The following is a 19,297-nucleotide window of genomic DNA, read 5'->3' as shown; positions in this document are numbered from 1 at the left end:
GCTCCCTCATTTGTCATAATATATTCTTTTAAGCTTGACGGCCTCATGCGCACCGCCCCCCTCCGGACTGCCGGCGACGACCTGAATTCGGCCGACCAGCCCTGCGCGGACCATGGCACTGATCTCCGGTATTCGTTCCTCCAGTTCGTCTCGCACAGCGTCCAGTTGGGATTGAGGAATAGCAGGAGCCGCTGCCCCATTGCTACCGCCAGAATCCACGTACACGGTAAGCCCGTGTACATCCATATGAACCCGGATAACAACCTGACCAAGATGGCGATAGACGATGTCCTCGATATCATAAATGCTGATTTTCTCACCATGCTTGAGATCCGGCCCGATCCTCTTGACCACGCTGTGGAAGCTCATTCGCTTCATCCCATCGACCATGATCGGCCGTAGATCACGGACAACATCATATGTTACATAGCGGATAGCAGGAAAGGCCTCCCTGACGGTAGATGTCAGCACCAGTACCTGCTCGCCTGGAGGAAGCGGGTCGATGCCCTGGCCGAGCTGCTCCGTCCCGATCCCTTCCGCCATAAGCCCTTCCGTCAGAAGGTATCGCCCAAGCTGATGGGAATAGTAGGCCATCGTGCCAATCTCAATCGAGCCATACGTATCGGTGATGCACGCTGTCGGCAGACCGAGGCGTTCGGCAACCCCCGCAATCCACCCGGGCGAAGCGATCTCGCCGACCAGTATGACTTGCCGTATCCCGTAATGCGCAGGGTTCGGCGATGCCAGCACAATTCGTTCCAGTATGGACGGCATCGTATACAGCACCTCCGGGCGGAAGCTCTGAAGCTTCTCCAGATGCCGGGCAATCGGAAGCTTGTAGGAGATCGACTCGGCCTTCATGCCAAGCTGCCTGAATACTTCCACCGCCGTCGCCTCGGCATGCCCCGTCCCCATATCGGCTAGTGCAGTCCGGTAGCTACCGGAACCGAGAATCGTCCGGTACACGTCCCGCTTGATCCGCAGATATGCGTCTTCATCCGACGGTGTGTAATATATCGACTTGCGTCTGCCCGAGCTTGTGCCCGACGTTCGATATTCTGAAATCCCGGGGCGGGTGGCCAGCATATTGTCTGCCGTGTAATAGTGGCGCTCCAGCACCGGGGACGTAACGAAGGGAAGCTGTGCTAAAGCTCCGATTTCGCTGCGAACGTCCAGACCTGCCCACGGAACGTACCAGGGGCAGCAGGCAGCTACTTTAACGATCACTGTCTCCAGTTCTTCCGGCGTGATCACAAGGGAAGCTCCTTCCTGACCAAACTGTTTACCCATTCCCAACATCATATGCAAATAGGTGAATTCCCGTATGGGACACTCACCCCGTTAACCTGTCTTTCATCACTGATTGGCATAACGATTCCCGGACGAGACGGAATAAGTTATCGAATGGGCGGGGAACCACACCTCCCGATTGACTGGGCATACAATAGCGGTAAGAGTGGCCAGTTTATATGGAAAGAAGGGACATCATTTGGCCCGCAGACTGATCAAAGGCAAAATGCATGCTCACGCGCTGATGCAATCACACCCGGGGTTGGCCAAGCGCTTGCCGACCCTCCGGTGGATGAACCGCAGCACACTTGTCAGCATGCTCAATCAATACGGCATGGTGTATATTAAACCCAATCTTGGCTCCCAGGGGAACGGGGTGATCCGGGTCGAGAAGCATCCGCAGCACTACAAATTTCATGCCGGGACCGCAGTGAGCGAATTCAGAAGTTATGATGCCATGTATGCCGCCCTCGCCCCACACACCAGGCGTAAGCCATATGTGGTGCAGAAAGGCATCCATGTGCTGAGGCACAAGGGAAGACCCTTCGATTTTCGGGTGATGATTCAGCGAAATCCGAAGCGGGATTGGGAATGCACAGGCATCTTTGGCCGCCTAGCCCACCCGGGGAAGGCGGTCACGAACGGAAGCCAGGGCGGCACCATCTATGAACCATCCGCTCTGCTCGCCCCACGCGCCGGCACAAGCCGAACGCCGTACCTGCTCCGCATCATGAACCGCCTGGCCTATAAAACCGCGGCAACACTCAGCTCAAAGTATCCGCAGCTGAACGAATTGGGGCTGGATATCTGTTTAGACCGGAAGCTTAATCCCTGGATTCTCGAGGTCAATACGATTCCGGATCCGAAGCCGTTCACACTGCTGCCGAACCCGCGCATGCTTCCGAGAATAATCGCTTACGGCCGCGCCTACGGCAGGCGCTACAATCTCAAAGTGACCAAAGCGAGAAAGGCCTGATTTGTTCAACGTTCCGTTGTACGTCGGCGATGCTCCTTCTCACGCGCGGTCGTTGTAAGCGCCGTTCAAGGATTGGAGCACAACGCTAACTGCCCGCCGACAGATATCGGCGGGCAGTTCCATATGGCCAGAAAGCGATGCTTGAAGTTAGGACTGCATCTGCCCCACGACTTGCCCCCTTAGTGGAAGCTGCCGCAAACCATACCAGCAGAAAACAAAAAGAGAATCCCTTGCTACAGCAAGGGATTCTCTTCTTCTATCCGTTAAGCGGGTGATGGGAATCGAACCCACGCTACCAGCTTGGAAGGCTGGAGTTCTACCATTGAACTACACCCGCATATTCCCACAAAAGTGATGTAAACTCCGCAGTGAACCTCTCATTACCTTTGCGGGGCTCATATCAAAAGCATAAACGAATCGGGACGACACGATTTGAACATGCGACCCCCTGGTCCCAAACCAGGTGCTCTACCAAGCTGAGCTACGTCCCGTCATGATGAAGCGCCGTTCTTAACGACAAAATTAAATATACCACGCTGAGAAATAAATTTCAACCATTTTTTATTGGGATTCAGAATAAAAAGATCGAAGATCAGGACTCGGTTGCGAGCCGATCTTCGATCCTCGATCTTGACCACAAGCTGGTCCTCAGGACTTTTTCTTCGGTTCAAACGTCACTTCCGGTGTCGTCAGCTTGTCATAGAAGTCCACAAATTTATCCTTGTCCTCCGACGCCCGCAATGCCATGGCCGAGCGAGGGTGTTCATCCAGCGTTCCCGTCACCATATACGGGATGATGTATCCCCACTCCACCTGTTCGCGAAGCGGAATCATGAAGCGTTCAATAATATCAAGGATTGGACGCAGCTCATACTTCGTCCCTTTCAGATGCGTGACCAGCAGCTCCGTCGGGCAGTTGCCCGCCGCGCGTCCCATGCCGTATACGGAGGCGTCCAGCAGCTCAACGCCAAGCTCTGCAGCCACCAGTGTATTCGAGAACGCCAGCTGCATATTGTTATGGGTATGTACGCCAAGCCGCTTGTTCGGCAGATGCGTCTTGAACTTGTTGACCAGATATTCGATGTCCTTGTGGTCCAGACTGCCATAGGAATCGACGATGTATACAACGTCCACTACACTTTCCTTGATTAGTTCGAACGCCTCAAGCAGCTCATTCTCCATCACATTGGAGAGAGCCATAATGTTCAGGGTCGTTTCATATCCCCGTTCGTGGAAGGTCTGAACGAGATCAAGCGCCTTGTCCACATCTTTGATGTAACAGGCGACGCGGATCAGATCAAGCAGACTCTCTTCACGCGGCAAAATATCATCCTCATCCACACGGCCAATGTCGACCAGAGCGGACAGCTTCGTTTTCCCCTTGTGCGGGATAACCTCTCTCAAAAAGTCATCATCAAGAAAACGCCACGGTCCCGCCGAATCCGCCCCTTTCAGAAGCTTCGGCGAGTTCTTGTAACCAATCTCCATATAATCCACGCCGGCCTCATTCAGGCTGGCATATAAATTTTGAACGAATTCCACACTGAAATCCCAGTTGTTCACCAATCCGCCATCTCGAATCGTACAATCTACGATCTTCGTGTGACTGCTCTTGATCACGTCGTTACACTTCCTCTCGGCAAGTTTTCTATTCATAATACTTGAAGCCCCGGCAAAAATCAAAGCAAAAATGGCGAAACGCCGGGTGCTCGGACATCGTATCTAAATATAAGCGGCACACCTGCTGCGAAAAGTGCTCAGGTACCAACATCCACAGGGGCATTATAGAGCAGCAGCATAGGGCAGCAAAGAAAAAGCCATTCCTCTCGGAACAGCTTGGATTTTCTTCATTATATTAAATTTCCGGCATGTGCAGCTTGGGGAATGTAATGACAAATTCGGTTCCTGCTCCAACCTGACTGTCCACAGAGATGGAGCCGCCATGGTTTTTGATGATGCGGTAGCTGACAGATAAGCCCAGGCCTGTACCGCTTTCCTTCGTCGTAAAGAATGGGTTGAACAGATGATTGAGCGTATTTTGATCCATGCCTCCGCCGTTGTCCGAGATGCAAATGTTGACATGCTTATCTCTGAGCTGCGTAGAGATTTCAATTCGGCCTGACACATCATCATGCTCTCTTTCATCAATGGCATCCAGCGCATTTTTAATAATATTCAGAATGACCTGTTTAATCTGCTTCACATCGACCGATATAAAGGTGGGCGGTTCTTCGTCAGTATGTAATATAATCTGACACCCCTTCATCAGCGCCTCGCTCTCGGTGAGCAGCACTACTTCCTTGAGCAGAGAGGACACCGAGATGACGGTCGTTTCCGGTGCGGAAGGCTTGGATGAATTCAAAAACTCATATATTATATCATTTGCGCGATCAATTTCCGTCAATATGATTCGGGCATACTCGTCCTTGCCAAGCGTAACCAAATGGGGGCGCAGAAGCTGAATAAATCCTCTGATGGATGTCAGAGGATTTCGGATTTCATGAGCTATGGATGCTGATATTTTGCCAAGCATAGCCAGCTTATCGTTCTGGTAAGCCGTTTGCTCAATCTGCTTAAAATCAGACACATCCTTAACACTGATCAGAAAATCCCCTTCCATCTGGTCACCATAAGTCATCGTTATCAGCCAGGAGCGGCCATACTCATCAACCAGCTCATGAAACCTTCTTCGATGGAAGATCGTCTCACGAAACAATCTCAGTATCTTTTTCTTTTTAAACCTGGACAACTGCGGATGCCGCAGCAGCTGTGTGAGCGTGCAGCCGGTTAGCGACTTTCTGGGCACGCCCAGCAGCTTTGCCATCTGCACATTAACAAACGTCAGTACTCCATCCGCATCAAAGAGGATGATCCCGCTATCCAGATTCTCCAATATATTCTCATACTTGTTCCTAATCAATTGACTCGATTGAAAGGAACGAATCGCTTGCAGCTCCGATTCACGAATTTGACTCAACAAGATGGCCCCCCCTTTTCTCAAAAAAGTAGAACTCACCACGACAACATGCATGCGACCCACAAAAATCAGCTTGTCCTTGAATCAAAAACAGCTAAGACGCTGCTAACATTGGTTTTTCTCCATGATAGGCAACTCAATGCGCAAACGTCAATCAGAAATCCTGTCGAATAATGGACCCTCTATCATGCCCTCCCAAGCATTTATGTATGATGAAATAGCGACAACCCCATCATTTGGCCCTGTTAGCAAACTAACATACATTATTTACCCAAAAATCCCAAAATGAAACATTAAAAAAGCCTCGGTCATAAACGAGGCTTCGGAAGTTTCAATCTATGGCTGCTGCTGGAGACGAAGTCTGCGTTGACTCATCACTGCCAAGCGCCTCTTTAATTCGCCTTGCCATTTTTCATCCTTCATCCATTTGGCAACTGCAAGCAGATCCAGCGACATATCAATTTGATTCTGTACGACCGTGAGCGGATCTTCCGACTCGCGGTTGACAACATTCTCGAAGATGGAATCCTCATCCTCCATCACATAATCCTGGAAATCGACATGGGAAGCGCCGTCCCCATGGGCGTATTCCGCCAAAATCTCATATTCGTTCTCTACCCGATAATGAACCTCGACCCGGTGACAAACCGGACAGAAAAGCAGGGGAACATTATGTACTTGAGTCCGATAATGCTTAAGCGTACCTTTTGTACCCATCATACTAGCCCCGCAGCAAAAACTCATACCGTTCACCCTCCTCGAATCATACTCGGCCATTTCAAGTTATTGTATTCGCTTTCAGCGTCTATAATTCCTGCATGCTCAACCATCGCCTTAAAAATTAGGCCGATATGACTATTTTTCACATTGTATACAGTATAATTCAACAAGACGGCTGCATTTAAACATAAAATTCTCTGCCTTCCGCGATCAATCCTTCTTCTCCGGTGCAAAAAAACCTCATGGTCTGAAAGAACAGATCATGAGGGGTGACTGACTTCGGGAAATCACAGCGCCCAGGTCGGATGCTCCGGCTTGACTTGCACCGGATGACTGACCAAGCGATGGGCGATGATCGACATCCTCATCAACATCTGTATGAGAACATTACTAGTGTCTACGCATACCTGTTGTTCTAAACGTCTCACTAAAAATGTTATCATCCCACTATTCCCAAGTCAATATTATAAAAACTATCATCTTAAAATGATTATAATTAAATTCGTGTTATTGGCGAATCGCAGCAGCGATCAGATCGCCCATCTCGGTTGTGCTCAGCGCCTTGCTCTTGTCTGTCGCGATATCCGCCGTGCGATGCCCGGCATCCAGCACTTCCGAAACCGCCCGCTCAATCGCATCGGCTGCTTCGGCATAACCAAAGGTCAGGCGATACATCAGCGCTACCGACAGAATCGTGGCAATCGGATTCGCCAGGCCTTGGCCGGCGATGTCCGGTGCGGACCCGTGCACAGGCTCGTACAAACCGAAGGCGCCTTCGCCCATCGAAGCAGAGGCCAGCATACCGATCGAGCCGGTCAGCATCGCCGCTTCGTCACTCAAAATATCGCCGAACATGTTCTCTGTCACGATAACATCGAAGCTTGCCGGGCGGCGAAGCAGCTGCATCGCACAGTTGTCAACGAGTACATGCTCCAGCTCGACATCCGGATACTCCGGAGCGATCCGGTTGACCGTCTCACGCCACAGGCGGGACGTTTCCAACACGTTTGCTTTGTCAACAGAAGCCAGCTTCTTCCGGCGCTTCTGGGCAATTTCAAATGCCTGGCGAACAATGCGCTCTACTTCGGCCGTATTGTACACACAGGTGTCTACCGCCTCTTCGCCGCCTGCGCCTTCACGTCTGAACTTCTCGCCGAAATAAATGCCCCCGGTAAGCTCGCGCACGACCATCAGATCGGTTCCTTCAAGCACTTCCGGCTTCAGCGTCGATGCATCCTTCAAGCAGTCAAAAATAACGGCCGGGCGAAGGTTCGAGAACAGGCCCAGCTCCTTGCGAATGCCAAGCAGCCCGGTTTCCGGACGCAGTTCCTTCGGATTGTTGTCCCATTTCGGCCCGCCTACAGCGCCAAGCAGAACAGCGTCGGCGCTTCTGCATACGCGCAGCGTCTCCTCAGGCAGCGGTGTCCCCTTCTCGTCAATGGCGATGCCGCCAAACAGGGCATGCTCGGTTGTAAAGGAATAGCCGAATACTTCTTCCGTACGCTTTATAATTTTTTCCGCTTCCGCCACCACTTCAGGACCAATGCCGTCCCCGGCGATCACGGCGATTTTCTTCGTTTCTGACATCCGTTGTCACTCCTTCATTATGAGCACCATGCTCAATATCTTCTAGTTACTGTTGTAACATACTTCCGCCTATATTGACCAAGATACAGAAACTATGAACTTAATTTGTTTTGCCTATAAGTAGGGGGGCGAGCCGAAGGGTGGGTGCTTCGAGGACGTACTTCCTTGATAGGGGCTCCGATGACGCACTTCCTTGATAGAGGCTCCGATGATGCACTTCCTTGAAAGAGGCTCCGATGACGTTTCGTTCCTCCAATCGCTGTTGTCGCCGAATTTCTATGAATGAACTGGGATGGGAGAAATTCGGCTCCAAAGGCGAACGCTTCGCTTTTCCGGAATCGATCGTCCTCTCCGCTGCTTTGTTGTCCCGCTCCTTCCCCCTGCGGTGCTCCCTTCGGATCGCTTGGGGGGAGTGTGGGGTGGCTGCCCTGTCTGTGACCTGGGCAGCTGACCCCGGAGTGTGTGGGCGGTGCAGGTTGTTGTATTTTGGTGGTTGCTCGAAGGAGTGCTTCCTTGTGGGGGGCTCCGTTGATGCACTTCCTTGAAAGAGGCTCCGATGACGCTTCGTTCCTCCAATCGCTGTTGTCGCCGAATTTCTATGAATGAACTGGGATGGGGGAAATTCGGCTCCAAAGGCGAACGCTTCGCTTTTCCGGAATCGATCGTCCTCTCCGCTGCTTTGTTGTCCCGCTCCTTCCCCCTGCGGCGCTCCCTTCGGATCGCTTGGGGGGGAGTGTGGGGTGGCTGCCCTGTCTGTGACCTGGGCAGCTGACCCGGATTTAGGGATAGGGCTTTTTCGGGCACATCCCAAAAAGCTGCGTGACAGGGATTAGCTTGTCTCGTGAAATCTAGCTGACCCCGGAGTGTGTGGGGCGGTGCAGGTTGTAGCATTTTGGTCGTTGCTCGAAGGAGTGCTTCCTTGTGGGGGGCTCCGTTGATGCACTTCTTTGAGGGGAGCTACGCTGATGCACTTCCTTGATAGAGGCTCCGATGACGTTTCGTTCCTCCAACGCTGTTGTCGCCGAATTTCTATGAATGAACTGGGATGGGGGAAATTCGGCTCCAAAGGCGAACGCTTCGCTTTTCCGGAATCGATCGTCCTCTCCGCTGCTTTGTTGTCCCGCTCCTTCCCCCTGCGGCGCTCCCTTCGGATCGCTTGGGGGAGTGTGGGGTGGCTGCCCTGTCTGTGACCTGGGCAGCTGACCCCGAGTGTGTGGGACGGTACAGGTTGTTGTATTTTGGTGGTTGCTCGAAGAAGTGCTTCCTTGTGGGGAACTCCGTTGCGGTACTTCTTTGACGTGTACTCCGCGGATGCACTTCCTTGAAAGAGGCTCCGATGACGTTTCGTTCCTCCAACGCTGTTGTCGCCGAATTTCTATGAATGAACTAGGATGGGGGAAATTCGGCTCCAAAGGCGAACGCTTCGCTTTTCCGGAATCGATCGTCCTCTCCGCTGCTTCGCACATCCCCCCTGCGGTGCTCCCTTCGGATCGCTTGGGGGGAGTGTGGGGTGGCTGCCCTGTCTGTGACCTGGGCAGCTGACCCGGATTTAGGGATAGGGCTTTTTCGGGCACATCCCGAAAAAGCTGCGTGACAGGGAGCCCCTTGTCTCGTGAAGTCTAGCTTAGCCCGAGCTGGCTAAGGTCTGGCACCCTGACGGGGTGCTTTTTCCGGAAGTCCGCATACAGTTTGGCCCGCAGTTCCTTGTAGCTGTCCATTCCACGCAGTCGTTCATCGGCGAGGATCTGGTCGATGAGCTTGCTGTCGTATAGCGCTGCCTCGTAGCTGCGATAAACATCTTCGCTGTTCCAGAAGTCTTCTGCGCTGCCACCAGCAATCCGGATCCGCTCCTTCATGATCGATTGGACGAGCCCTTCAGCGGCAGCGCTCGATTCCGCCTCGCTCAACGCGCTCCGCTGCATATGGATCATCTCCCTGATTTCCTCCGGCGTCACCGTTATGCCCAAGCTCCTGGCATAGTGCACGACCAGTTGGCCGGTCACCAGGCTCTGCAGCACTTCAGCATCCTTTACACTTTCGTCCGATTGATTCAAGGCTAGAATCAGCTCTCTGTTTTTCTTGGCAAACACAAACTCTGCAAGGGATATGCTCACTTCCTCGGTCTTGATAACCCAAGGGGATTGTCCTTCCGTCTCGAGAAGATATTGAATGGACTGGATCGAGTCGAAGGTGTCGCGGATCAACTGCTTGTTCTCCTCCGTCAGGGCCGCAGCGCTTGGCGGCGGCAGGTCCTCCGCAAGCTTCGGTGCTGGTGTGTTGGCGATGTCCTCCAGCTGGGCAGCGGGCGCGCGGTCACAAGCGCTGATCGCCAGCAGAACGGCTGCAAGGCCCAATAGCGACAGCTTACGCATAGGGATTTTCCGATTTCGGCTGCTCAATGGCACTTCCTCCTTGTTAAGCTCTTGCCATTATTAACGCTGTGCGTATCGGCCTGGTTACATTTTTCTTCCAATGCGCTACAATAAAGAATGAAATCGTTTACCGTATTCCCTAATATAAACAAGGAGATGATCCCTCATGCAGTACACCTCGTTAGGCAAATCCGGCATGAAAGTCAGCCGCCTGTGCCTGGGCACGATGAATTTCGGGCCTTCTACCGATGAGCAAGAAGCCTTCCGCATCATGGACGCAGCTGTCGATGCTGGCATTAACTTCTTTGATACCGCTAATATCTATGGTTGGGGTGAAAATTCTGGCCTGACCGAGACGATTATCGGCCGTTGGTTCAAGCTCGGCGGCGGACGGCGTGAGAAGGTTGTTCTGGCGACCAAAGTATACGGCTCCATGAGCGATCCGCTCGACGGACCGAACAATGAAGCCGGTCTGTCCGCCTATAAAATCCGCCGTCATCTCGAAGCTTCGCTGAAGCGGCTTCAAACCGATCATATCGAGCTGTACCAGATGCATCATGTTGATCCATCCGTAACATGGGACGAGCTGTGGGGTGCGTTCGAGGTCGCGGTGTCCCAGGGCAAAATCGGCTATGTCGGCTCCAGCAACTTTGCCGGCTGGCATATTGCGCTGGCTCAGGCTGCAGCCAAGGAGCGTCATTTCCTCGGACTTGTCTCCGAGCAGCATAAATACAATCTGAATTGCCGCCTGCCGGAGCTTGAGGCCCTTCCTGCGGCCAAGGAGCTGGGCCTTGGCGTCATCCCTTGGAGTCCGCTTGACGGCGGATTGCTTGGACGTAATGCGCTGCTGAAGGTGGAGGGCTCGCGCAGCGGCGGCAACACCGAGCGCATCGAGCAGCATCGCCAGCAGTTAGAAGCGTTTGCCGCACTGTGCCAGGAGCTGGGCGAGCCGCAGGACAATGTGGCGCTCGCCTGGCTGCTTGCCAATGAAGCGGTAACCGCCCCGATTATCGGACCGCGCACACTGGAGCAATTTGAAAGCTCGCTGCGCTGCCTGGACGTCAAGCTAGATGAGTCTGTCTTGAAGCGTCTGGATGAAATTTTCCCTGGCCCGGGAGGGGCAGCGCCGCAAGCGTATGCCTGGTAATCTGCAATCACGCTGATTCTATAATGCAAGAAAAGGACCCGCTGATCAGCGGGTCCTCCGATGGTCGAAAAACCCTGTCCTTTTAAAGGATCAGGGTTTTTCTGCTTGCAGCACTCCTTGAGGAGCGATATGTTCTTACTTTTTGATCCAGTGCATCATTTCACGCAGCTGAGCGCCGACAACCTCGATTTGATGCTCGGACTCGTTGCGGCGTGTAGCTGTCAGGAACGCGTTGCCCGACTGGTTCTCCAGGATGAAGTCGCGGGCAAATTTGCCCTGCTGGATATCGGAGAGCACCTCTTTCATCGCTTTCTTCGTTTCGTCGGTCACGATGCGCGGGCCTGTTACATAATCGCCATACTCCGCCGTGTTCGAGATGGAATCGCGCATGCTTGCCAATCCGCCTTCATACATCATGTCAACGATCAGCTTCAGCTCATGCAAGCACTCGAAGTATGCCATTTCCGGAGCATAGCCAGCTTCGGTCAATGTTTCGAAGCCTGCCTTCACAAGAGCGGATACGCCGCCGCACAGTACAGCCTGCTCACCGAACAGATCTGTTTCTGTCTCTTCACGGAACGAAGTTTCGATCACGCCCGCACGGGTACAGCCGATGCCTTTGGCATAAGCAAGACCGATGGCTTTAGCTTGTCCAGTCGCGTCTTTCTCGATCGCGATCAGTCCTGGAACACCGAAGCCTTCCACATACGTGCGGCGAACCATGTGACCCGGGGATTTAGGAGCTACCAGCAGCACGTCATTCTCCTTCGGAGCTACGATCTGTCCGAAATGAACGTTGAAGCCGTGGGAGAACATCAGCGCTGCGCCTTTTTTCAGGTTTGGTTCAATATCGTTCTTATAGACGGAGGCTTGAGTTTCGTCAGGCATCAAAATTTGCACCACATCAGCACGGCTTACTGCGTCAGCAACAGACAGAACTTCGAAGCCGTCATTTTTTGCTTTCTCGAAGGATTTGCCTTCACGAAGACCGATAACCACTTGAAGACCGCTGTCACGCAGGTTTTGTGCCTGGGCATGCCCTTGGCTGCCGTATCCGATCACCGCAATTGTTTTCCCTTGCAGTACGCTGAGATCTGCATCTTGTTCATAATAAGTCGTAATTGCCATTTGTATAAGTCCTCCTTTGTTTTTAAAGACCCTCCATGATGAGCGGGTATTTCAAGAGACCGACTTCGTGCATCCGATCTGCTGAAACACCCGCTCATCTGCGGCAGGTGTCTAGCTATTGAAATTGAATGTACAACGGTTTCCTATACTTGAAAAGAATGATTACGCATTACCGCGAACCATCGCAGTAACCCCTGTCCGGGAGAGCTCCTGAATGCCGTAAGGCTTCAGCAGCTCGATCATCGCATCGATTTTTACCGTATCGCCAACCACCTGCACCATCATGCTGGAGGCTCCGATATCGACGACCGATGCGCGGAATGTCTCGACAACGCCCATAATTTCCGGACGCTCGGAAGGCTCGGCCTTCACCTTGATCAGGGCAAGCTCGCGGGCAACCATCGGCTTGGAGCTGAGATTAATGACCTTGATCACGTCAATCAGCTTGTATAGCTGCTTCTCGATCTGCTCCAGCATGTTGTCTCCGCCGGTCGTTACGATGACCATCCGGGATAACCCGGCCTCTTCGGATTGGCCGACCGTGATGCTTTCAATGTTAAAACCTCTTCGTCCGAACAATCCGGACACCCGCTGCAGCACACCCGGCTGGTCGTTCACTAGTACGGCTATGGTATGTTTCATGCTCATGTTACGCATCCCCCATTAGCATTTGATCGATGGTCGACCCCTGCGGCACCATTGGATATACGTTCTCGCCTTTTTCAACCACAAACTCTACGAGAACCGGCCCTGGTGTTTCCATCGCTTCGGCCCAGGCTTGGCGCGCTTCTTCTTTGTTCGTCGCGCGGAGTCCCTTCACGCCGTAGGCTTCAGCCAGCTTGACGAAATCAGGGCTGCCTGCCAGGTCAATATGGCTGTAGCGGTTGTCATAAATGAGCTCCTGCCATTGACGAACCATCCCCAGCACCTGGTTGTTGATAACAACGATCTTCACCGGGATATTGTTGATCGCGCAGATCGCCAGCTCCTGGGAGCACATCTGCATGCCGCCGTCGCCATTGATGGAGATGACCAGCCGGTCCGGATTAGCCATCTGGGCACCGATGGCGGACGGGAAGCCGAAGCCCATCGTTCCCAGTCCGCCCGACGTGATCCACGAGCGCGGCCGGTTGAATTTATAATACTGGGCTGCCCACATCTGATGCTGTCCAACGTCTGTCGTTACGATGGCCTCGCCCTTCGTTGTATCGTTCAGCATTTCGATAACCCATTGCGGCTTCAGCACCGTGTCAGAATCGACGTAGCGATACGGATACTCCGCCTTCCATTTGCTGATCTGATCTCTCCATGCATCCGCCTTGGACGCGTAAGATACGAGCGGATTCAGCATTTCCAGAACCGTTTTGACATCGCCGACGATAGGAATATCCGTAGGCACATTCTTTCCGATTTCCGCCGGGTCAATATCGATATGCGCAATCTTCGCATTCGGAGCAAAGCCCGCCAGCTTCCCTGTTACGCGGTCATCGAAGCGTGCCCCGATGCTAATCAACAGGTCCGACTGCTGAATGCCCTGGTTCGAGGTGTACGTCCCGTGCATGCCTGGCATTCCTGTCCAGAGCTCATGTCCGCTTGGGAAACCGCCCAGTCCGAGCAAGGTTGTCGTAATCGGAATTCCTGTCTTGTTGACGAATTCATGCAGCGCTTCATGTGCACCGGAGTAAATAACCCCGCCTCCGGCAAGAATCATCGGCCGCTCCGCCTGCTCAATCGCCCGGGCCAGCTTATCCAGCTGGAGCTTGTTAGGCACCGTGCGCGGATTGTAGCCTCTGAGGTTGATTTTATCCTCAGGCTGGAACAAAGTGGTGGCCGCCGACACATCCTTAGGGATATCGATCAGCACCGGTCCCTGGCGACCCGTTGAAGCGATATGGAACGCTTCGTGAATGATGCGCGGCAGATCGTTAACATCTCTCACCAGATAACTGTGTTTGGTGATCGGCATCGTAATCCCCGTAATATCCGCCTCCTGGAAAGCATCGGTTCCGATCAGGCTCGTAGCCACGTTGCCGGTAATCACGACGAGAGGGACGGAATCCATGTAGGCTGTTGCGATACCTGTGACGAGGTTGGTCGCCCCCGGTCCCGATGTTGCTATACATACACCGACTTTTCCACTCGCCCGCGCATAGCCGTCAGCTGCATGAATCGCACCTTGTTCATGACGGGTCAGCACATGCTTGAAGTCCTCAAAACCATACATTGCATCGTAGATGTACAGGACGGCCCCTCCGGGATACCCGAAGACACATTCGACTCCTTCAAGCAAAAGGCTTCGAAGCAGGATTTCCGAACCGGTAATCACTTCAGGCTTCATCCATTTCTCACGTAATTGTTCTGTAGACCGCACTTCTGGAGTTTGCGCGCTCATCAGTCATCCTCCTCTCAAAATTTCGCTGAATCATTTGCCTATCGCCTTCTCAAGCAATAAAAAAACCTCTCGCCCGCCACACCGGAAATAACTCCGTGTGAGGGACGAAAGGTTCAGCTTCCGTGGTACCACCCATATTTGCTCTACACTTCACAGTATAAAGCCTCAGCAGGTATGAAGGCTTCGGAATAATCCGGGCTTCAATATCTGCGATCCGTAACGCGGACCAGACGATTCCCCCTACTAAATGCTGTTACGACTTAATGCGGTAAAGTCTTAGAATGCACAGCCTTTTCAGGGAAACAGCTCCGAGGTGAGCTCGTATAAAAGGGGTTTTGGTGGTGGTTTCAGCAAATCCATCCACTCTCTGAGCAAAAGAGCCCTTTAAACTTCGTCCTCTTCATTGCCGATGTCATATGTTCGTTAAATGTTTAGAAACATTATAAGATTCATCCATTCCAGAAGTCAACACATTTATTTTACTTCAAATGAAAGGTTTTGATGCAGACAAGCTCCCATTTTGTTTCCAGACTTGGCCAAACACCCTCTCCAGCCGCATATCATAGGATAGATCAATGACTGCTGCATAGCGGAAAAGAGGTGGAATCTTTGCGATGATTCGATACCGTCAACCGGGTGTAGACGATCCCGCTATTTTCCAGCTGATCCAGTCCCAGCTTGTCCCGTTGTCCCATCTGAAAGATCAGGACCTGGACGCGGTTCTTAAAGACGTGCCCGCCAGACTCCGGCGCGGCGTGACGCTGGTCGCTTCGCCTTTTCCCGATGAGCGGGTAATCGCCTTCGTTCATTTCATGATGCACGGCGAGCTGCTGTACATCGACATGCTGGCCGTCGCACCAGCCGCACAGCGAAAACGATGGGGAGTCCGTCTGATGGCGCATGCCGAACGTTTCGCTGTATCGCGCGGGTGCAAGCGGGCCAAAGTCATGGTCGACATCGGAAATCGGACCGGACTATCTTTTTACAAAAAACTGGGATATTCGGTCACTCGAACGATTCGTGCCAGCCAGTGCTATGAAATGGAGAAGACGCTGTCCTAGCAGCCCGCCGAATCAGGCGCGGCCAGGTTTACCAGAAGAACCCTCCTGCTCCATACGGGAATCCGACGCCAGGCCCGTAGCCGAAGCCTCCAGGGTATCCTCCGAAAGCACCCGGATATCCGTACCCATAAGCGTATGGAGCGGTTCCGATCGCCAGCAGGTCAAACAGCACCAGCGGTGCCAACGCCTTCGTTTTCACTTTTTTGCCTGAACGGGTTTGCACATACAGACGGTTGCCGGCTATGCGAACCAGCTTGCCTGTGACCACACTCCCGTCTTTCTTATATGCCACAATTGTTTTGCCCACATATTGCTGCGCCTGGGCCTTGCTGACAGGCTTATGCATAAGATCCCTCCTCAGATGGTGATACATTTCAGCGTATGCCGCTTTGGAGGGACGTGCTTGTTTCATCGCCCTGTACACGAAAAAAAACCGCCGAATGAAATCAGCGGTTCTCTCCTAAATCTATATGCAGCGTATGAATGGATTAAGCGTTCACTTTCTCTTTAGCTACAGTAGCCAAAGAGTTGAATGCGTTCAGATCGTTAACAGCCAGATCAGCCAGCATCTTGCGGTTGATGTCAACGCCAGCCAGCTTCAGACCATGCATCAGCTTGCTGTAGGACAGGCCGTTTTGACGTGCAGCCGCGTTAATACGAACGATCCATAGTTTGCGGAAGTTACGTTTGGTTTGACGACGATCCCGGTAAGCATAAACCAGGGATTTCATAACCTGCTCGTTAGCCGTTTTAAAAATACGGTGTTTAGAACCGAAGTAACCCTTCGCAAGTTTCAATACTTTTTTATGTCTACGACGAACAACAAATCCGCCTTTAACTCTAGCCATATCAAAAAACCTCCCAATAAATGTTGTTTACTATTTCAGGTTAGCCAAGCCTTGCTTCAAACGTCTTACGTCTCCAGGAGCCATTACCGGGCTGCCGGACAATACGCGCTTCGCACGCTTGGATTTGTGGGACAGCAGGTGGTTTTTGTAAGCTTTGTAGCGTTTTACTTTACCCGTACCGGTAATTTTAAAGCGGCCTTTCAGGCTGCTGTGTGTTTTCATTTTAGGCATTGTACTACTTCCTCCTCTAATGTCTCTTAGGCTTTAGGAGCCAAAATCATAATCATGCTGCGGCCTTCCAGCTTCGGCTGACGCTCAACGACGCAGAGGTCCGCAACCTCAGTTTTCACGCGCTCCAAAATCTTCTGGCCAATGTTGGCATGTGTGATTTCACGACCGCGGAAACGAACCGAGCATTTTACTTTATCGCCGTCCTTCAAGAACTTCACGACATTGCGAAGCTTGGTTTGGAAATCATGTTCCTCAATGTTGGCTCGGAACCACACTTCCTTAATGTCAACGATTTTCTGGTTTTTGCGGGCTTCCTTCTCTTTCTTCTGCTGCTCATAGCGGAATTTTCCGTAATCCATGATACGGCATACCGGCGGTTTCGCCTGAGGTGCCACGTTTACCAGGTCCAGATTCAGGTCAATTGCCATTTGCAGCGCTTCACGAAACGGCTTGATGCCGATCTGTTCGCCCTCAGGGCCAACCAAGCGTACTTCCCTTGCCCGAATCTCCTCATTGATCATATGTTCCTTACTGATAGTCCTCCACCTCCATAAATTTTGATTCCTGCTTGCAAAGAATAAAAGGGATGACGGCTCACTGCCGACATCCCTCAATTGATAACTCATCTCAAAAATGAACGTTTCATTCACTCGTTGATTTCGTGATCAAACCAGCCAACTCAAGTCGGTCAGGTGAGAAGCGGCGCTTCTGCTTGCAATCAGATATTCTGTTTAACAGACTTTAATAGTATAACAACTGACTTTATTCGTGTCAACTTCTAATTCATATCGACGACGGGTTTAACCCTGCTTGCTCTGAACTTCCTCCAGGCGTACGACACGCGTATGCTCCGTATGGCTCCACTGCTTGTTGTTCTGGGTAAAGAACGCGTACACCGTAATCGGGTACCAAGACAGCAAGTACACAGGGAACAGCACCAGGTACATATACACCTTTTTGAACTTCACCTTCTCCAGAATCATCGCAATCATGAAGGTAAACACGTTGGCAGCAATGGCGGTAAAGCTGAGCCACAGCGGCAAGTGTCCGTACAGATTCGCAATGTTCGGGCCATTAAAGAAGGAATTATCCACCCAAATGACCGCGGTAAGCAAGAAGGTCAGCAGCACGATGTACACGTTGACTCCATATAGCGCAAGGTCCAGCTTGACGATGCTCCGCTCTTTGATCGCCCGCCAGATGAGCGGGAAGAAATAGCGGCGCGCGACCGTGAAGTGCCCCTGCATCCAGCGCAGGCGCTGTCTTGCTGAAGCCTTGAACGTCAGTGGCTTCTCGTCAAATACTTTGGCCTCATAGTTGAATTTCGGATACACGCCGCGCATGACGCTGCGCATCGTAAACTCCAGGTCCTCTACGAGACTTGTTGCGCCCCAGCCGATCTCTTTCAGGAGATTGGTCTCGAAGCACATGCCGGTGCCGCCAAGGAAGTTGGCCATGTTCAGATTGTGGCGGGACAGCTGCCACAGGCGGTTAATATACCAGTAGGATACGCCGTATGCAGCCGTAATCCAGGAATCCTCCGGGTTCTTCGTATCGATATAACCCTGAATCACCTTCGCACCGGAGCACAGATCGTTGTTCATATGCGTCAGGAAGTCCGATGCCACCAGGTTGTCGGCATCAAACATGACTACAGCATCGTATTGACGCGGCATCGCCCACAGCTCTTTCAGCATCCATTCAATCGCGTACCCTTTACCGCGAAGATTCTGGTTCGTGCGCACACAAGCGTTCATGCCGTGCTCTCGAACGATTTCAGCTGTACGGTCCGTACAGTTGTCGCAAATCACAAATACGTCATACAGTTCTTTCGGATAGTCGAGCTGCTTCAGGTTCTCCATCAGCGCTCCGACAACCTGTTCTTCATTGTGGGCAGCGACAAGCACTGCAAATGATTTTTTCGGTTCGAAGTTCTTTTTCTTTTTTCTTTTGATCAAACCGAATAGAGAGAATGTAAACTGGTACACACCTACGGCTGCCAAAAATAGTTGGAGCGCGATAAAGATGGCGTCTGTCATGATTCTCCGTTACCCCCTTTTTATACCCCGAGAATGTTTTTGTTTGTCTCTCGTGTAATGTTTGCTTGATTGACCCTTGTAACGTTGTTTTCTCTTTCTGTAGCCTCGGTGCCGCGGGGCAGTTTTGCACGTCATACCCGATTTTCCACACTTTTGGATGCTTTGTCAAAAAGCGTGAAAGCTCTAATTTACGGAAAAAGATCGCAAATGAGCGCAAATTAGCACCGGGGTATGCCAGCAAGCTTCGTTTCCAGCAGCTTTAGTTGTTATTTTCATCTGTTTGCTTACTTTTTATTTCTTTAGTGTGCCCAATTTTTGCAATACCAACTTGTCCGCCACAATATTTAAGACGCAACGAACTCCAAAAAAGTTTAACCCCGTTATCTTTCTTTCTCTCTAATAAACTTCCAGGCGTCCGTTTGAATCATTGTAGCGATAACAAATTGCCAAGTCAAAAGTCCAAGGACCCTTCTTTTCTACAAAATGCGCGTGCCCCAGCAAGCAGCAGCCGCCCCTTGCCAGAGCTGGC

17 protein-coding genes and 2 tRNA genes are annotated in these 19,297 nt (G+C 52.0%); 3 read left to right on the top strand and 16 right to left on the bottom strand.

Annotated elements, in window-relative coordinates; all coding sequences use genetic code 11:
- Nucleotides 1-6: 6 nt before the first annotated feature.
- Nucleotides 7-1,290 carry a CoF synthetase gene (locus MKX64_RS15945; protein WP_230875653.1) on the bottom strand — a complete coding sequence of 428 codons (1,284 nt, stop codon included), beginning with the start codon at nucleotides 1,288-1,290 and terminating at the stop codon, nucleotides 7-9.
- 199 nt (nucleotides 1,291-1,489) lie between these two features.
- Between MKX64_RS15945 and MKX64_RS15940 the strand changes: the two genes are divergently transcribed.
- Nucleotides 1,490-2,266 carry a YheC/YheD family protein gene (locus tag MKX64_RS15940; protein WP_095266321.1) on the top strand — a complete coding sequence of 259 codons (777 nt, stop codon included), beginning with the start codon at nucleotides 1,490-1,492 and terminating at the stop codon, nucleotides 2,264-2,266.
- A gap of 266 nt (nucleotides 2,267-2,532) precedes the next feature.
- Here the strand turns inward: MKX64_RS15940 and MKX64_RS15935 are convergent.
- The 7 genes from MKX64_RS15935 to MKX64_RS15905 all read right to left on the bottom strand — a co-directional run bounded on the left by MKX64_RS15935 (nucleotide 2,533) and on the right by MKX64_RS15905 (nucleotide 9,949).
- Nucleotides 2,533-2,603: transfer RNA gene (locus MKX64_RS15935), tRNA-Gly, on the bottom strand.
- Nucleotides 2,604-2,683: 80 nt separating this feature from the next.
- Nucleotides 2,684-2,757, bottom strand: a tRNA-Pro gene (locus tag MKX64_RS15930).
- Nucleotides 2,758-2,914: 157 nt separating this feature from the next.
- Nucleotides 2,915-3,886, bottom strand: a complete 972-nt coding sequence (locus MKX64_RS15925; protein ID WP_095266320.1) for an aldolase catalytic domain-containing protein — start codon at nucleotides 3,884-3,886, stop codon at nucleotides 2,915-2,917.
- 235 nt (nucleotides 3,887-4,121) lie between these two features.
- Nucleotides 4,122-5,246, bottom strand: coding sequence for an ATP-binding protein (locus tag MKX64_RS15920; RefSeq protein WP_095266319.1), 1,125 nt, complete (start codon nucleotides 5,244-5,246; stop codon nucleotides 4,122-4,124).
- A gap of 333 nt (nucleotides 5,247-5,579) precedes the next feature.
- Entirely contained in the window at nucleotides 5,580-5,987 is a 408-nt protein-coding gene (locus MKX64_RS15915; protein ID WP_095266318.1) for a hypothetical protein, read from the bottom strand.
- A gap of 483 nt (nucleotides 5,988-6,470) precedes the next feature.
- Nucleotides 6,471-7,550, bottom strand: a complete 1,080-nt coding sequence (gene leuB / locus MKX64_RS15910; protein WP_095266317.1) for a 3-isopropylmalate dehydrogenase — start codon at nucleotides 7,548-7,550, stop codon at nucleotides 6,471-6,473.
- A gap of 1,619 nt (nucleotides 7,551-9,169) precedes the next feature.
- Nucleotides 9,170-9,949 carry a hypothetical protein gene (locus tag MKX64_RS15905; protein ID WP_095268142.1) on the bottom strand — a complete coding sequence of 260 codons (780 nt, stop codon included), beginning with the start codon at nucleotides 9,947-9,949 and terminating at the stop codon, nucleotides 9,170-9,172.
- A 139-nt stretch (nucleotides 9,950-10,088) separates the two neighbouring features.
- On the opposite strand from MKX64_RS15905, the gene MKX64_RS15900 reads away from it, so the two are divergent.
- Nucleotides 10,089-11,069 (top strand): aldo/keto reductase, encoded by a 981-nt coding sequence (locus MKX64_RS15900; RefSeq protein ID WP_095268141.1) that lies wholly within the window; start codon nucleotides 10,089-10,091, stop codon nucleotides 11,067-11,069.
- 135 nt (nucleotides 11,070-11,204) lie between these two features.
- On the opposite strand, the gene ilvC is transcribed toward MKX64_RS15900, so the two are convergent.
- The 3 genes from ilvC to ilvB all read right to left on the bottom strand — a co-directional run bounded on the left by ilvC (nucleotide 11,205) and on the right by ilvB (nucleotide 14,589).
- Complete coding sequence (gene ilvC / locus MKX64_RS15895; protein ID WP_095268140.1) at nucleotides 11,205-12,197, bottom strand: ketol-acid reductoisomerase; 993 nt, start codon at nucleotides 12,195-12,197, stop codon at nucleotides 11,205-11,207.
- Nucleotides 12,198-12,359: 162 nt separating this feature from the next.
- The gene (ilvN, locus tag MKX64_RS15890; RefSeq protein WP_095268139.1) at nucleotides 12,360-12,845 is read right to left on the bottom strand and encodes an acetolactate synthase small subunit; all 486 of its coding nucleotides are present in this window, start codon (nucleotides 12,843-12,845) and stop codon (nucleotides 12,360-12,362) included.
- Nucleotide 12,846: 1 nt separating this feature from the next.
- The gene (ilvB, locus tag MKX64_RS15885) at nucleotides 12,847-14,589 is read right to left on the bottom strand and encodes a biosynthetic-type acetolactate synthase large subunit (protein ID WP_095268138.1); all 1,743 of its coding nucleotides are present in this window, start codon (nucleotides 14,587-14,589) and stop codon (nucleotides 12,847-12,849) included.
- Nucleotides 14,590-15,203: 614 nt separating this feature from the next.
- Between ilvB and MKX64_RS15880 the strand changes: the two genes are divergently transcribed.
- Complete coding sequence (locus MKX64_RS15880) at nucleotides 15,204-15,650, top strand: GNAT family N-acetyltransferase (RefSeq protein ID WP_095268137.1); 447 nt, start codon at nucleotides 15,204-15,206, stop codon at nucleotides 15,648-15,650.
- Nucleotides 15,651-15,678: 28 nt separating this feature from the next.
- Here MKX64_RS15880 and MKX64_RS15875 read toward each other — a convergent pair whose 3' ends face one another.
- The 5 genes from MKX64_RS15875 to MKX64_RS15855 form a co-directional block, all read right to left on the bottom strand.
- The gene (locus MKX64_RS15875) at nucleotides 15,679-15,996 is read right to left on the bottom strand and encodes a hypothetical protein (protein WP_095268136.1); all 318 of its coding nucleotides are present in this window, start codon (nucleotides 15,994-15,996) and stop codon (nucleotides 15,679-15,681) included.
- Nucleotides 15,997-16,138: 142 nt separating this feature from the next.
- Nucleotides 16,139-16,498: a 50S ribosomal protein L20 gene (gene rplT, locus MKX64_RS15870; RefSeq protein ID WP_095268135.1), complete on the bottom strand. Its 360-nt coding sequence runs from the start codon at nucleotides 16,496-16,498 to the stop codon at nucleotides 16,139-16,141.
- Nucleotides 16,499-16,528: 30 nt separating this feature from the next.
- Nucleotides 16,529-16,729 carry a 50S ribosomal protein L35 gene (rpmI, locus tag MKX64_RS15865; protein WP_095268134.1) on the bottom strand — a complete coding sequence of 67 codons (201 nt, stop codon included), beginning with the start codon at nucleotides 16,727-16,729 and terminating at the stop codon, nucleotides 16,529-16,531.
- Nucleotides 16,730-16,755: 26 nt separating this feature from the next.
- Entirely contained in the window at nucleotides 16,756-17,250 is a 495-nt protein-coding gene (gene infC / locus MKX64_RS15860; RefSeq protein WP_141235868.1) for a translation initiation factor IF-3, read from the bottom strand.
- A gap of 279 nt (nucleotides 17,251-17,529) precedes the next feature.
- Nucleotides 17,530-18,768, bottom strand: a complete 1,239-nt coding sequence (locus MKX64_RS15855; RefSeq protein WP_095268133.1) for a glycosyltransferase family 2 protein — start codon at nucleotides 18,766-18,768, stop codon at nucleotides 17,530-17,532.
- Nucleotides 18,769-19,297 lie beyond the last annotated feature (529 nt).

The organism is Paenibacillus sp. FSL M8-0334 (assembly GCF_038000405.1).
In the GTDB taxonomy this organism is placed as follows: domain Bacteria; phylum Bacillota; class Bacilli; order Paenibacillales; family Paenibacillaceae; genus Paenibacillus_AQ; species Paenibacillus_AQ campinasensis.
This window is presented reverse-complemented; position numbering and strand designations above follow the sequence as displayed.

Excerpts from the sequence above, each read along its gene's own strand:
- MKX64_RS15945 (WP_230875653.1), bottom strand. The coding sequence starts at position 1,290 with ATGGGTAAACAGTTTGGTCAGGAAGGAGCTTCCCTTGTGATCACGCCG.
- MKX64_RS15915 (WP_095266318.1), bottom strand. The coding sequence starts at position 5,987 with ATGAGTTTTTGCTGCGGGGCTAGTATGATGGGTACAAAAGGTACGCTT.
- leuB (WP_095266317.1), bottom strand. The coding sequence starts at position 7,550 with ATGTCAGAAACGAAGAAAATCGCCGTGATCGCCGGGGACGGCATTGGT.
- MKX64_RS15900 (WP_095268141.1), top strand. The coding sequence starts at position 10,089 with ATGCAGTACACCTCGTTAGGCAAATCCGGCATGAAAGTCAGCCGCCTG.
- ilvC (WP_095268140.1), bottom strand. The coding sequence starts at position 12,197 with ATGGCAATTACGACTTATTATGAACAAGATGCAGATCTCAGCGTACTG.
- ilvN (WP_095268139.1), bottom strand. The coding sequence starts at position 12,845 with ATGAGCATGAAACATACCATAGCCGTACTAGTGAACGACCAGCCGGGT.
- ilvB (WP_095268138.1), bottom strand. The coding sequence starts at position 14,589 with ATGAGCGCGCAAACTCCAGAAGTGCGGTCTACAGAACAATTACGTGAG.
- MKX64_RS15880 (WP_095268137.1), top strand. The coding sequence starts at position 15,204 with ATGATTCGATACCGTCAACCGGGTGTAGACGATCCCGCTATTTTCCAG.
- MKX64_RS15875 (WP_095268136.1), bottom strand. The coding sequence starts at position 15,996 with ATGCATAAGCCTGTCAGCAAGGCCCAGGCGCAGCAATATGTGGGCAAA.
- rplT (WP_095268135.1), bottom strand. The coding sequence starts at position 16,498 with ATGGCTAGAGTTAAAGGCGGATTTGTTGTTCGTCGTAGACATAAAAAA.
- rpmI (WP_095268134.1), bottom strand. The coding sequence starts at position 16,729 with ATGCCTAAAATGAAAACACACAGCAGCCTGAAAGGCCGCTTTAAAATT.
- infC (WP_141235868.1), bottom strand. The coding sequence starts at position 17,250 with ATGATCAATGAGGAGATTCGGGCAAGGGAAGTACGCTTGGTTGGCCCT.
- MKX64_RS15855 (WP_095268133.1), bottom strand. The coding sequence starts at position 18,768 with ATGACAGACGCCATCTTTATCGCGCTCCAACTATTTTTGGCAGCCGTA.